This is a genomic window from Streptomyces sp. NBC_01497 (assembly GCF_036250695.1).
GTDB lineage: Bacteria > Actinomycetota > Actinomycetes > Streptomycetales > Streptomycetaceae > Streptomyces.
Genome location: NZ_CP109427.1, coordinates 3677966 through 3690295, shown reverse-complemented (window position 1 = coordinate 3690295; position 12330 = coordinate 3677966). Strand labels below are relative to the sequence as shown.

Genomic DNA, 12330 nt, shown 5'->3' with positions numbered 1-12330 from the left:
CGATGGCATGAGGTCTGCCCACCGAGCTGCCCACCCGGCCGTGCGGGCGGCTGCGCACGGAGCGGGGCACGGAAGGCGTGGGCGGAACCAGGAACGCGGCCGGGCGCGGAACCGGTCGCGGGGCTGTACGGACCCGTGCGGGGAGCGTTGCGCGGACCCGTGCGGGGAGTCGGGTGCGGAGCTGTGCGGGGAGTCGCGCGCGGGAGCCGTGCGCGACTCAGAGACCCAGCTTGCGCACCCGCTCGGGACGTCCCGTGATCTCCCCTTCCAGCTCCGCGATCACGCCACGCAGCCACTGCACGTCGGCATGCTTGGTCGCGGCCGCGGTGGCCAGCATGCCGCGCCGGAACCGGTCGCTCATCTCGTCGGCGCGCAGCGGCCGGCCGTGATCGTAGAAATAGCCCGCCGGCTGATCGTAGAAACTCAACCGTCTTCGCAGTACCCGTAGTTGGGCGACCGGGTTGGCGAGCTGGCCGAGGAAGGCGAGCAGGATCATGAACGAGTTGCGGTCGGTGATCTCGACGGGCGCGGGTTCGGCGAGCCGGCGCAGGAACTCCTGCCGGCCGGTGTCCGTCAAGGTGAACACCTGGCGGCGCGTGGCCCCGCTCCCGGGCGCCTCATGCCGTACGACGAACCCGGCGCGACGCAGCCGGTCGAGGGCGGGGTACAGCGCCCCGTCACTGACGGGGCGGATGTGGCCGGAGAGCCCGGAGATCCGGTTGCGGAGCTCGTAGGCATGAAGGGGCTGTTCGGCGAGAAACCCGAGGATGCTCAGGGTCAGCATGCGCATACGATGCCATGACACGAATAGAGGTACCCCGAACGGTGCCCCGCACCAGGTCGCACACCGCACGGCGTCATCGGGCGCGCCGCGCGCCACGCGGGCTCGTCGGCCGGCGCGAGGGGTACGAGAAGCGCCCGGGCGCCCGGAAGCATGTGGCTGGCGCTTCACGCCGCTGTGTACAGTAGGACCGCCTTCGGACGGTGAAAGATACGTCCGTATTGCCTCCTTAGCTCAGCTGGCCAGAGCAACGCACTTGTAATGCGTAGGTCGTCGGTTCGAATCCGACAGGAGGCTCCTCCGAACCCCAGGCCAGACACTCTCTGACCTGGGGTTTTCTGCTACCGGATGCGTCGTAGCCGTTTCGTACGGGCGGACCGTGACGGCGTGGTTTCCGTTCCGGTCTCAGTTTCCGGGTAGAGGGCTGCTCCCATGCGCCGGAAGCAGGAGCCTTGTGGACGCAGCGGCCACCGCAGTTACGTGGGGTCGGTCTGAGGGTCGTCGTCCCGGACGGTCGCCAGTGCGGCCGGCAACGGCAGCCCGTACTTGTCGCACAGGAATCGGGTCTGGCAGTACCGCTGCGCGTCGGCGGCCACCCTGCCGAGGACCGCGGCGTTCATGCCGGCGCCGATGAGGACCCCCACGAACGGCACGACCTTGGCGACGTTTGTGACTGGCACCTTGGAGCCGGCCGGGCCCAGCTGTTGCAGCAACCTCTCAAGGGCGGCCAGAAGGCGGTGGTCCTGGCGGAGCTTCTGTGACCAGTTGACGCGTCCCTTGACCGCGTTGGCCGCCAGTGCGGTATCACGCAACGGCTTGGCTTTGGCGGCCTGGGCCATGAAGGACCGTTGCACCAGGCGTTGGATGAAGTCCTGCTCGTCGGGGTCCTTGGCGTCGTAGCCGTAGGAGTACGCGATGCGCGCGGCGATCGACGTGCTCAGGACCTGGACGACGAGGATGTCGGCCGTCATGGCGACGGGTATACCGGCGACGGGGACCATGGCCAGCAGTCCCATGGCACCGCCTTCGAATGCGCCGGTGGTCCGCCACTTGAGGGTGTTGCGGGTCAGTAGCCGGTCACAGACCTTGAGGTCCTGCTGTCGTAGTTCGGTGAAACTGTCGAGGTCGATGCCTCGCTTGCGGGCGAGCTTCTCGACGTTCTTCGGGTCGTTGAGTTCCCGGGCCGAGTCGTTGACCAATTCGAGTAACGCTGCCGCGCCTGCGAGTGCCGGTCGTAGGGCCTTGTCGGCGACCGCGTCGCCCGCGCGACGAATCGGTTCCGTGACCGACTCCGGCACAGCGTCCGTCACCCGTCTCACGGCGTTTCCCGCGGCCTCACCGGTGCGACCGAGGGCGGCGCTCGCCCAGTTCGGCAGACCACGGCGGTTGTTGCGGTTCTGCCAGTACTCGTTGAGCGCGTTCCATACCTGCCCCTCGTACGCGCTCATCGGGGTCGTACCGTCGACGAGCGGGTCGGCGTAAGTGCTCATTGTGGTTCTCCAGTTCGACTGTGATCGCCGGGGCCACGATGCCCTGCCTGCCGACACGTGGGTGGAAGCCGCAGCGCGGGGGTCGATGTCCGAAGCCCCTGCACTGGTCGATCTGCTCGTTGCTGAGGTTGAACTCATGAAGTCGACGCGGTGCGCGCAAAGCCTTCGAAGGAGTTCTCACCCGGGGGCGTAGGCGGGGCCTTGGACCCTTCTCCGCCGGCGGGGTGGTTTACAGCACGACGACCGTGTCGCGGGTTTCTACAAGCGATGATCTCGTCGCGTCCGGTGGCGCTCATGTACGTCCCCTCCCCCTGCGGCACCCCAAGAGTCGCCGCGGGCCCGGCATAAGCCCGGCCCCCGTCAGAAGACTTATCAGACACCCGGGCCGGCGACCCGGCCAACGAGTCAATTCCGTTACTGATTCGGCGATTTCGGCCCACGCGTGGATCTGGTCCCAGGTGGGGCCCATCCCCTACTGGTGGTAGAGGCACCCGAGGCAGAGGTGCGACCTGACGGCGTTGGCCCGGCGGGCGGGCGGGCGTCACGGCGGTGTGGCGCAGGCGAGAGTGAGCGGCGAAGCTCTCCACACGCTTCCCCAGCGGTTCGGTGCAGAGCGCATCGTCCGACCGCACGGCCTTTTTCAGACCGCCCGTGGGACTGCGTGATCTGGTACACGCGGGAGCTGCACGCGAGTGCCGAATTCATCGCCAAGCTGGTCGAGACGGCATCAACACCGAATAGGTGATCCCGTCGGGCCCCGCCGCGACGGGCTTGCGACCGGTGTGGTGCGGTGCGGCTACCGAGGCCAGTACGACGGTGGTGACGCGGACGGGTCCACACGGTCGAATCGGTGCTTGCTCACGGGGCTCAGGCCCTTGATGTGGATCAGCTGCTGGATACCTGCTTCGCCGAGTTCGGCAATGACCAGGGGCATCGCCGCGACCACCGCGCCCATCGCCAGGCCGAGGCCTGACATGCCCCTGTGCGCCTGGCTGAAGCGGATGTGGTGCATGCCCGACTTCTTGATGGCCTCGGTCTCCGACGGATCCTCCAGCTGTCGGGCGTCCCTGGTCAGGAAGGCGTCGAAGCCCTTTCTCGCGGCGTCGGGGAGAAGCGCGAGATCCTTCTTGCCCGCCCACCTGATCTCACTGACGTGCTTGATCTCGTGTTCGGGCAGGATCCGTCTGAGCATCTCCAGCACCTGTACGGGGACGTTCTCATCGATGAGGATCCGCATCAGGCAGCGCGCGCTCCCGTGCTGTAGCTGTCCACGTAGAGGGCGAAGGAAGCCGCGTCGCGTGCGGCGTCCGCGGTGACACCGGGGTAGTAGTCCGCGATCTTCTCCGGCGGGATGCCGTCCTCGACCAGCTCCGCGACGGCGTCGAAGGGGATCCTCGTGCCCGTGATCACGGGCTGTCCGCCCTGCGTCTCTGGATCGACCGTGACGTGGTGCTTCGGCCGCAGCAGGTGAGGGACCACGACGCCGGCTCTCGGAGCGAATTCCTGCAGGATGTCGGCCATCGTGGCGATCACGCGTTGGCCAGGACGTTCGACCAGGTCGGTGCCGTGGTCATCGTGACCCCCGAGGACGATCGAGTCGCCCTCGGACACCAGGGTGTAACTGGAAAGGTGTTCGACCTCCCCGATTTTCTTCAGGGTGGTCAGGGCCACGCGGATCTTCTGCAGGGAAGTGTCCTGACGAAGGTGGGCGAACGCGCGCAGCGCGAGCACGTCCCGGAAGGAGTACAGAGCCGGGCGGGTTGCCAGCTCGGGCCGGAGGATCGGCCCGTTGCCCCGGTCCTGTCGCCACGTGCGCAGTTGTCCGACCGTCGCTCCGGAGAGGGCTGCGGCCATGCGGGTCGAGTACGCCATCTGCTCCCTCCCGTCCCGGTCACGTGCTGTTGAGCACCATCATCCCCGTTGACTGAGCGCGAACGCTACAGAACGCCGAGACCCGGGCACTTCGAATCGAGTCGCGTGCCGTGCGCGACAAGGTCGACTCCCGTCGAACTGCGGGGGCATGGGTTGCGGTGGACGGAGCGGCCTTCGGTGCCTCGCCGACACGGACGACGACGCCGTCCTCGCCCCCCGCCGGCTGTCACGTACCCGTCCGGAGTCGAGAGCTCGGCTCGCCTCCTCAGGATCGCTTGCCCTCATCGCGAACGGCCGGCGAAGTCCGGCGGATGGCCGCGACGTGGCGGCATGTTGGGAGGGTTGCTGTGCGCGTGGGAATTGCCTTGCTCGGGCATGGCCGGTGTGGGCTGAGGAGCCACGTTCCTTTCCAACGCACGCGGCGTGACGGACAAGGCCGCAGTCCGTCGCAACGCCGGGCCCACGGTTCTTGCCCGGGCCGCCCGGCCCCGGGCAGAAGCCGGAAGCGCCCCCTGCCCGGTGTATCGCCGGGCAGGGGGCGTGGTCGCGCGTCTCGTGGGCGGGTGTCCCTCAGTAGCCGTTCTCGCGGAGGCTGTCGGCGACGTTCCCGACGGTCAGCAGGGCGTCGCAGGGCGCCTCGCCCTCCTGGTAGTAGCCGATGACGATGGTCCGGTCCGTCCTGGCGATCGCGACGCCGTCCGCGCCCTTCGTGGCGCAGATCGACTTCTCGTCGCCCTTGACCCCCACGAACTGTTCCCCGCCGACGACGACGCCCTTGCTGTGCACCTCGCCCGGGTCCTTGAACAGGGCGACGATGGCCGCACCCTCGCCGGCCTCCAGCAGGCCTCCGTCACTCTCCGCCCAGGTGCCGCCGTCATCGGCATGGATGATGGCCGCGCGGCGGACGTTGTTCGTGCCCACCAGTTCCTTGTCCACATACTCCTGCAACGTAGCCATGGCACACCTTTCGGCAGGGCCGCGAACCCGCCCGCTGCGGTCGTGCCCTACGCGGCCTTTCCGGCTGACCATCTACGGACGGACATGGTCATTATGGACTCAAAGGTGCGTAATGGCTACCCACGACGGCGGCCAAGGCGGACGGGGTCGCGCCGGTCGGCCCGCGATCTGCGGACAGGGGGCCGGCACGTTCGGGGCGGCGGGTTCCCCTGGCTGTCGAAAGTCTGGCTGTCGAAGGTCTGCCCGACATCGTGTACGGCGTTCAGCCGCACCCCGCCCTTCGGTCTTCCCTGGTCAGGAACGGATCAGGAACGGGTCAGGAACGGGTCAGGAACGGGTCAGGAGCTGGTGAGGATGACGAGCCGGCGGGTCGCCCGGGTCATCGCGACGTAGCGGTCGACCGCTCCCTCGACGCCCTCGCCGAAGTTCTCCGGATCGACGAGGACGACCAGGTCGAATTCGAGGCCCTTCGACAGTTCCGGTGTCAGTGAGCGGATGCGGGCCGTCGGGCGGAAGGCGGGATCGCCGATGACGCAGGCGGTGCCGTCGGCATTGGCGGCGAGCCAGGTGTCGAGGACCGAGCCGAGGTCCGAGGCCGCTCCGTGGACGACGGGGAGGCCGCTGCCGCGGATGGAGGTCGGCACGTTGGCATCGGGGAGCACGGCCCGGATGACCGGCTCAGCTTCCGCCATGATCTCTTCGGGCGTGCGGTAGTTGATGCTCAGGGAGGCCAGGGTGATCCGGTCCAGCCCGACCCGCTTGAGCCGTTCCTGCCACGACTCCGTGAAGCCGTGCCGGGCCTGGGCGCGGTCCCCGACGATCGTGAAGCTCCGGGACGGGCAGCGGAGCAGCAGCATCTGCCATTCCGCGTCCGTCAGCTCCTGGGCCTCGTCCACGACGACGTGCGCGAAGGGGCCCGCGAGCTCGTCCGGGTCGACGGTGGGCAGCACCGCCTCATCCACGAGGCTGTCCCGCAGGTCCTGTCCGTGCAGCATCGTCACGGCGCCTTCGCCGTCCTCGTCGGCCTCCAGGATGCGGTCGATGACGACGTCCATGCGTTCGCGCTCGGCGGCGACAGCGGCCTTGTGCCGGCGCTTGTGGCGGGCCGCCATCGGGTCGCCGAGCCGCTGCCGTGCCGCGTCGAGGAGCGGGAGGTCGGACACCGTCCAGGCATGGGAGTCCTCGCGGCGCAGCTTGCGGACGTCGTCGGGGCCGAGCCATGGAGCGCATTTGCGCAGGTAGGCGGGGACGGACCAGAGGTCACCCACGAGGTCGGCCGCCTCGATGAGCGGCCAGGCGCGGTGGAGGGCGCCGAGCAGGTCCCTGTCCTGTTCCAGCGCTTTGCGCAGCAGGGCGGGCGCGGTGTCGCCGTCGTGCTTGTCCATCAGGATCGTGAGCAGTTCCTCCCAGATCTGCTCGCGTGCCTCGTTGTGCGGGGTGCCGGGTTCCGCCGCCTCGAACGCCTCGGCCCAGTCGTCGGCGCTCAGCCGGATGTCGGACCACGGCGTCGTGATCGTCATGCCCTGGGTGGGCGGGTCCTCGTAGAAGCGGACGGCCGGCTCGATCGCCCGCACCAGGTCCGCGGACGCCTTCAGACGCGCCACGTCCGGGTCGGGCTCGGCTGTCGCCGCGGCTCCCTCGGCCACGAGGTCCCGCAGCGTGCAGGTCTGAACGCCCTCCTCCCCGAGGCTCGGCAGGACGTCGGCGACGTAACCCAGGTAGGGCTGGTGGGGCCCCACGAACAGCACGCCGCCCTTGCGATGGCCGAGGCGCGGGTCGGAGTAGAGCAGGTAGGCGGAGCGGTGCAGCGCGACGACGGTCTTCCCCGTGCCCGGTCCGCCGTCCACGACGAGAGCACCGCGGGATCCCGCGCGGATGATGGCGTCCTGGTCGGCCTGGATGGTGCCGAGGACGTCCCGCATCCGCGGTGACCGGTTGCCGCCCAGGCTGGCGATGAAGGCGGACTGGTCGTCGAGCGCGGCGTGGCCGGCGAAGGCGTCCGAGGTGAACACCTCGTCCCAGTAGTCGCTGATCCGGCCGCGGCTCCAGCGGTATCTGCGGCGGCTCGCGAGGCCCATGGGGTTGGCGTGGGTGGCTCCGAAGAACGGCTCCACGGCGGGGGAGCGCCAGTCCAGCAGCAGCCGGCGGCCCGTGCTGTCGGTGAGGCCGAGCCGCCCGACGTACACGGGCTCGGGGTCGTCCGCCGCGACCATGTGTCCGAGGCACAGGTCCAGGCCGAAGCGGCGCAGGGTCCGCAGCCGCGTGGTCAGCCGGTGGATCTCCGTGTCCCGGTCCATCGCGTCGCGGCCCAGGCCGCCGGGCGCCCTGCGCAGGTCGGCGAGGCGCTGTGACAGATCGGCGATCGACTCGTCGAGGGACTCCGCGATGGCCGCGAAGTGCTCCTCGTCGCCCGCGATCAGCGCCGGGTCGGCCTTGGGGGAGAGGCGGTCGGGAAGGTCGAACGCGCCGATGGTGCGGGGGTTCATGCGGAAATCCGATCTGAGGTCGCTTGCCGGCGTCGCGCCCGGCGAGTGTCCGGGTTCCGGGTTCGTGGGTGCCCGGTGCCACGGGCTGCTCGGGGCTGCTCGGGGTGGCGGGTTCGCGGGTGGTGGGGGTGGTGTGTTCGTGGTCTCCCCTGTCCGGGGGCGGACGTGGTCTCCCCTGTCACGGGTGCGGCCCGGCGGTTACGTCCCGTTCGTACAATTATGCGGTTCGGGCGGTCCTGGCAGTTCGCGTCGGCAGGGGGGGCCTTCCGGACCGACGATGCCGGGCAGCCGTTCGTCGCTCACCGGCCCGCGGTCGGAGTGGATCGCCGAACGCGCCCGCAGCCGCGTCGCCAGTGCCACCAGCGGCTCGACGCCCCCCCGCGACCCGTGGTCCGACCACTCAACACGCACGTCGCTGTTTCCCTTCCACGGGTTTCGGGCCTGGGCCGACGATTCTGCGGTACGACGGGGGCCTTGCCGCAAGCCCCCCTGTGCGCTATACGTTGTAAGTGGCGGAGGAGTGGTGCTGTCCTCCCCGCCCTGCCGCTGCCTCTCCGCCTCCGAGCTTTCCGCGTTTGCCCGGCGGTTTCCCCGTGTCCTTCCCTTCGGCCCCGATCCCCGCTGCCCACGCTCCGTTGCCTCGCTGTGGGGTGGCCGGTCCGGCGCCGGACTCGTTGCGCATGTGCCTCACGTAGGCCTGCCCGGGGACGGTTCAGCGGTGGGTGGCGGTGACCAGCCAGGCGGAGGTGCGCAGGTGGACGCCGGTGGGCCGGGCGTAGGGGACCAGGGCCGCCGCGAGCGCCGCCTGTGCCCGGCCGGCGCCGTCCGGGCCGCTCGCTGCGTCGAGCAGGCCCAGCAGATGGCGGCCGGGGCCCGAGCCCAGCAGATGGCCGGCGGCGTCGTCGGCGTCCCGCCCGAACGTGCCGTCGGCCTCGACGCGTTCGGTGCGCACGTCGGCGAAGCCCGCCGCGCCGAGGACACGCCTGATCACCATCGGGTCGCGGAGGGAGAACATCCCCGGGCCGTCGAGGTCGTCGGTCTCCTGCGCGGGGCCCAGCAGGGCGGTACGTACGGAGCCGTACACCCGCACCCACTCGCTGCGGGACGGCTCCGCCATGCAGACGAAGGCGAGCCGGCCGCCGGGTCGCAGGGCGCGGCCGATGGTGGTGAACGCGGCGACCGGGTCCTGGAAGAACATGATTCCGAAGCGGCTGATCGCGGTGTCGAAGGCGGCGGACGGGAGCGGGTGCACCTGGGCGTCGCCCTGTTCGAACGCGATCCGGCCGAGGCCCTCCCGGGCGGCCTGGCCCCGGGCCTCGGCGAGCATGGGGGCGGAGAGGTCCAGGCCCAAGACCGAGCCCCGGGAGGCCGCGCCTGCCGCCAGCCGGGTGGTCTGACCGGTGCCGCAGCCGACGTCGAGTACGCGGTCCTCGGGGGCGATGGCGGCTGCCGCGAGCAGGGGCCGGTCGAAACCCTCGTTGATCGCGTTCCAGCGGTCGTGGTGGTCGCTCCAGTACTGGCCCTCGTCGCCGTTCCAGGCCTCGGACTGTGCGGTGTTGACGAGCTCGCGCATCGGATTGCCCCCGTCGGAGAGACTAGTGTGGGCGTTCGCCCATACCACGGTATGGGCGAACGCCCATACTGGCAAGCCGATCCGGAGGAACCGATGGCACCGCGCGGCGTGGCGATCCCCGATGCCCGTGAGCGGCTCTTCGCCGCGGCTGAGCGGGTGCTCGCCCGGGAAGGGCCTGCCGGGCTGACGAACCGGGCCGTCAGCGAGGAGGCGGAGTGCGCGAAGGGGCTGCTGTACCGCCACTTCAGCGACCTGGACGACTTCGTCGCACAACTCGTCCTGGACCGCTTCGAGCTGGTCGCCGCCGAGCTCCGGTCACTGCCCGCGCGGGCCGGGCGGGGCGACGTGCGCGAGAACCTGAGCGGCGCGGCGCTCGCCCTGCTCGACAGGTACGGTCCGGGGATGGCCGCGGTGGCGGTGTCCCGGAACGGGGTCGCCGAACGGGTACGGCACGCGTGGGCCGGGGGCGCGGCGGGGCCGGACACGGTCGAGGCGGTGATGGCCCGCTACCTGGAAGCCGAGCAGCGGCTCGGACGGATCGCCGAGGACGCCGACTGCGCCATGATCGCGCTCGCCCTCGCGGGGACGGTCCACCATCTCCTGATGCGGGGGGGCGCCGAGCCGGCCGACCGCCAGGAGCTGGTGCGCCGGCTGGTCGCCACCCTGACGGGAACGCTGCCCGTGCCAGGCGCCCCTGCCTGAACCGGGCGAGCGCCGGTCCGAGGGCGGGCGGTGCGCGCCCGGCCGTCTCCTCCGGGGCTCGACCGCCTCTCCCGTCACCCGGCGGCGTTTGCCGGCACGACCGGATCTCCTCGCCCGGCCGCAACTCCCGTGCCGGGACGGGCCTCCCGGCAGGGCCGCGACGTCCGGCGTCCGCCAGCACCTCCCGGCCCGTCCGTAACTCCCCTGTCCGGACGCCGCCTTCCTCGGGCCCGGGAGCGGGGCCTCGCGGGAGACGTCAACCGGGCACGGGGAGCGTGCGGCGGTACCACGCCGACGACGCGGCGAAATCGGCTGCGAACCCCGGGCCGGGGTCGAGGCGCAGATCACGCCAGAGCGGGCGGCCGTCGAACCAGTGGTCGGTGCGCAGCATGTCGAGGGCGGCCGACGCCGGCCCGTCCGCCGCGACGAGCGACCGCGCCCGGTCGAGGGGGAGTTCGAGGTCCGGGCGGCGAAGTCCGGCACACGAGGCCACCGTACGCAACAGGGTGTGTGCCGTGACCGGCTCGGGGTGGGTGGCGTGGTGGACGGAGGACGTCAGGCCGGCGGCGGGCGCGAGTCCGGTGCCGACGACGAGACGGGCGAGGTCGCGTACCGAGATGAGCGACGTACGCGATGTCCAGGCCGGGTTGATGCCGGGCAGCGCGCGCAGCAGACGGGTCAGGCCGGGAACCACCCAGATGTCCCCGGCGCCGTGCACGAGATGGGGACGCAGCACGGTCCCGCCGGCTTCGAGGACGGTGTCCTCGGCCGCGGCGCGGGTGCGTGAGGTGGGCGAGGCGGGACGGCGGGTGAGCCGGCCGGGGCCCGCGTCGCGGAAGGTGCCCCGGCCGTAGACGGACGCGGTGCTCACGTACACGATGCGGCCCACTCCGGCGCGGCGCGCCTCCTCCACCAGCGCCTTCGTGCCCCGGGCGTTGACGGATTCGTTCCTCTCGGGTGAGGAGCCGATGTGGGACGCACAGTGCAGCAGGACGTCCACGCCGGCGCAGGCTCCGCGCAGCGAGGCGGGGTCGGTGAGGTCGGCGGCGATGACGCGGTGCCGGGGCCCCGTGCCGGGATCCGCTCCGGGCGGCTTGCCGCCCCCGGCTTCCGGGGCGGCGGCTGCGGGGCCGGGCACGGGCAGCGCCCGGCGGTGTGACATCAGGACGAGACCCACGCCGTGCCGACGTGCCTCGTCGGCGACATGGCTGCCGACGAAACCGGCGGCTCCGGCGATGAGGACAGTGCGCACGGGAAACGCTCCAGGTCGTGGGGGAGTGCTCACAGGTCCGGGCGCCGCAGGATCAGCTCGGCGGCGAAGACCTCCTCGCCCTGCTGGAGGCCCCGCACCCGCACGGGGAGGTCGGCGGCCGTCCCCCCGTCCCCGGCGCGCGCCTCTATCCAGCAGGTGGAGTCGAGTTCGGCGTACCGGGTGAACGTGCTCCGCAGGTCGAGCAGGAGCGCGTCGGGCCGACCGGTCGCGGCACGCGCCGCCTGCCGGGCGGCCTCGATCAGTAACATCCCGGGCACGTGGTCGACGGGGTGGTCGAAGAAGACCGGGTCGTCGGTGTCGACCCGGAGTTCCCACCGGGGGCCCCGGTCGCTCGGCGGGGCGGTGGCGAGCAGCACGTGCCGCGGGTCGGTGCGTCCCACCGCGGCCGGGTCGATCGGCGCGGGCAGGGCGCGGCCCGTGGTGGTCGGGCGTTCGCCGCGCAGCCGCCGGTGGACGGCGGGGCGGGTGCAGCTGAAGCTCGCGCCGCCGGTCGCGACGGGCGTGCCGTCGCGCAGGACGCGGACGTGGTACCGCATTCCCGCGGGGGTGCGGCCCCGGCCGATCTCGCAGACGGTGTGCAGTTCGACGTCGGTGGGGGCGGGGCCGGCGGCGAGGGCGGGGGCCGTGGCGGAGAAGGCGATGTCCCACATCAGGAACTGGTGGTCGAAGGGGACGTCGTACTCGGCGTGGGCCAGCAGGATTCCGGTCTGCCGGATGGACTCGACCAGCAGCAGCGGGTCCTGGTAGCCGTGGGCCGGGGCGAACAGGGCGTGGCTTCTGGGCCATTGGGCACGGACCGTGAAGGAGTCCGACGTACCGGGCGAGCCGCTCGTACCGTTCTCCCAGCCGGTGAGGAGGACCTCCGCGACGGATGCGCGATGGACGTATCCGCGCGGGACCGTGGTGACCGACATGGGCTCCGTCATCGAGGTGTTGTCGATCGCGGTCCTGGTGGGGCTCGGCATCCTCAGCACTCCTGTCGTCTCGGGGACAGGGGCAGGCCGCGACGCACGTCCGGGCCCCCCGTCGCTCATGGAACGTGTGCACGGCCACGGTGCAGGCAGCCGGCCTGGTTTCCAGGCAGATCTTGCTCAGCCCATGTTCAATCCATGGTGACCTGCCTGGTTTACGAGCGAGTGACGTTTACTTTTCGAATGTGTTTATGTACGGAGGGCGAGCTTCCACTAAGGTGACGG

General features: G+C 71.0%; 10 protein-coding genes and 1 tRNA gene. 2 read left to right on the top strand and 9 right to left on the bottom strand.

Annotated elements, in window-relative coordinates:
* Positions 1-217: 217 nt before the first annotated feature.
* Positions 218-784 carry a PadR family transcriptional regulator gene (locus OG310_RS15725; RefSeq protein WP_329456511.1) on the bottom strand — a complete coding sequence of 189 codons (567 nt, stop codon included), beginning with the start codon at positions 782-784 and terminating at the stop codon, positions 218-220.
* Positions 785-1004: 220 nt separating this feature from the next.
* On the opposite strand from OG310_RS15725, the gene OG310_RS15720 reads away from it, so the two are divergent.
* Positions 1005-1078, top strand: a tRNA-Thr gene (locus OG310_RS15720).
* A 179-nt stretch (positions 1079-1257) separates the two neighbouring features.
* Here the strand turns inward: OG310_RS15720 and OG310_RS15715 are convergent.
* The 6 genes from OG310_RS15715 to OG310_RS15690 all read right to left on the bottom strand — a co-directional run bounded on the left by OG310_RS15715 (position 1258) and on the right by OG310_RS15690 (position 9159).
* Entirely contained in the window at positions 1258-2271 is a 1014-nt protein-coding gene (locus OG310_RS15715; RefSeq protein WP_329456510.1) for an EcsC family protein, read from the bottom strand.
* 796 nt (positions 2272-3067) lie between these two features.
* Positions 3068-3508, bottom strand: a complete 441-nt coding sequence (locus tag OG310_RS15710) for a hypothetical protein (protein WP_329456509.1) — start codon at positions 3506-3508, stop codon at positions 3068-3070.
* Positions 3508-4143, bottom strand: coding sequence for a DUF433 domain-containing protein (locus OG310_RS15705; protein WP_329456508.1), 636 nt, complete (start codon positions 4141-4143; stop codon positions 3508-3510). The genes OG310_RS15710 and OG310_RS15705 overlap by 1 nt, the downstream gene beginning before the upstream one ends.
* A 570-nt stretch (positions 4144-4713) precedes the next feature.
* On the bottom strand, positions 4714-5100 hold the full coding sequence (locus OG310_RS15700; RefSeq protein ID WP_329456507.1) for a profilin: 387 nt from the start codon (positions 5098-5100) through the stop codon (positions 4714-4716).
* Positions 5101-5438: 338 nt separating this feature from the next.
* Positions 5439-7586, bottom strand: coding sequence for an RNA polymerase recycling motor ATPase HelR (gene helR / locus OG310_RS15695; protein WP_329456506.1), 2148 nt, complete (start codon positions 7584-7586; stop codon positions 5439-5441).
* A gap of 712 nt (positions 7587-8298) precedes the next feature.
* Positions 8299-9159: a class I SAM-dependent methyltransferase gene (locus OG310_RS15690; RefSeq protein WP_329456505.1), complete on the bottom strand. Its 861-nt coding sequence runs from the start codon at positions 9157-9159 to the stop codon at positions 8299-8301.
* A gap of 93 nt (positions 9160-9252) precedes the next feature.
* Between OG310_RS15690 and OG310_RS15685 the strand changes: the two genes are divergently transcribed.
* On the top strand, positions 9253-9861 hold the full coding sequence (locus tag OG310_RS15685) for a TetR/AcrR family transcriptional regulator (RefSeq protein WP_329456504.1): 609 nt from the start codon (positions 9253-9255) through the stop codon (positions 9859-9861).
* A 256-nt stretch (positions 9862-10117) separates the two neighbouring features.
* Here OG310_RS15685 and OG310_RS15680 read toward each other — a convergent pair whose 3' ends face one another.
* Positions 10118-11113: an NAD-dependent epimerase/dehydratase family protein gene (locus OG310_RS15680; RefSeq protein ID WP_329456503.1), complete on the bottom strand. Its 996-nt coding sequence runs from the start codon at positions 11111-11113 to the stop codon at positions 10118-10120.
* Between the two features lie 29 nt (positions 11114-11142).
* A complete protein-coding gene (locus OG310_RS15675; RefSeq protein WP_329456502.1) occupies positions 11143-12099 on the bottom strand; it encodes a ScbA/BarX family gamma-butyrolactone biosynthesis protein in 957 nt (318 codons plus the stop codon).
* Positions 12100-12330: the final 231 nt, after the last annotated feature.

What these genes read in the sequence shown, in the direction of transcription:
- helR (WP_329456506.1), bottom strand. Translation starts at nt 7,586, where the DNA reads ATGAACCCCCGCACCATCGGCGCGTTCGACCTTCCCGACCGCCTCTCC.
- OG310_RS15690 (WP_329456505.1), bottom strand. Translation starts at nt 9,159, where the DNA reads ATGCGCGAGCTCGTCAACACCGCACAGTCCGAGGCCTGGAACGGCGAC.
- OG310_RS15705 (WP_329456508.1), bottom strand. Translation starts at nt 4,143, where the DNA reads ATGGCGTACTCGACCCGCATGGCCGCAGCCCTCTCCGGAGCGACGGTC.
- OG310_RS15715 (WP_329456510.1), bottom strand. Translation starts at nt 2,271, where the DNA reads ATGAGCACTTACGCCGACCCGCTCGTCGACGGTACGACCCCGATGAGC.
- OG310_RS15675 (WP_329456502.1), bottom strand. Translation starts at nt 12,099, where the DNA reads ATGCCGAGCCCCACCAGGACCGCGATCGACAACACCTCGATGACGGAG.
- OG310_RS15700 (WP_329456507.1), bottom strand. Translation starts at nt 5,100, where the DNA reads ATGGCTACGTTGCAGGAGTATGTGGACAAGGAACTGGTGGGCACGAAC.
- OG310_RS15710 (WP_329456509.1), bottom strand. Translation starts at nt 3,508, where the DNA reads ATGCGGATCCTCATCGATGAGAACGTCCCCGTACAGGTGCTGGAGATG.
- OG310_RS15725 (WP_329456511.1), bottom strand. Translation starts at nt 784, where the DNA reads ATGCTGACCCTGAGCATCCTCGGGTTTCTCGCCGAACAGCCCCTTCAT.
- OG310_RS15685 (WP_329456504.1), top strand. Translation starts at nt 9,253, where the DNA reads ATGGCACCGCGCGGCGTGGCGATCCCCGATGCCCGTGAGCGGCTCTTC.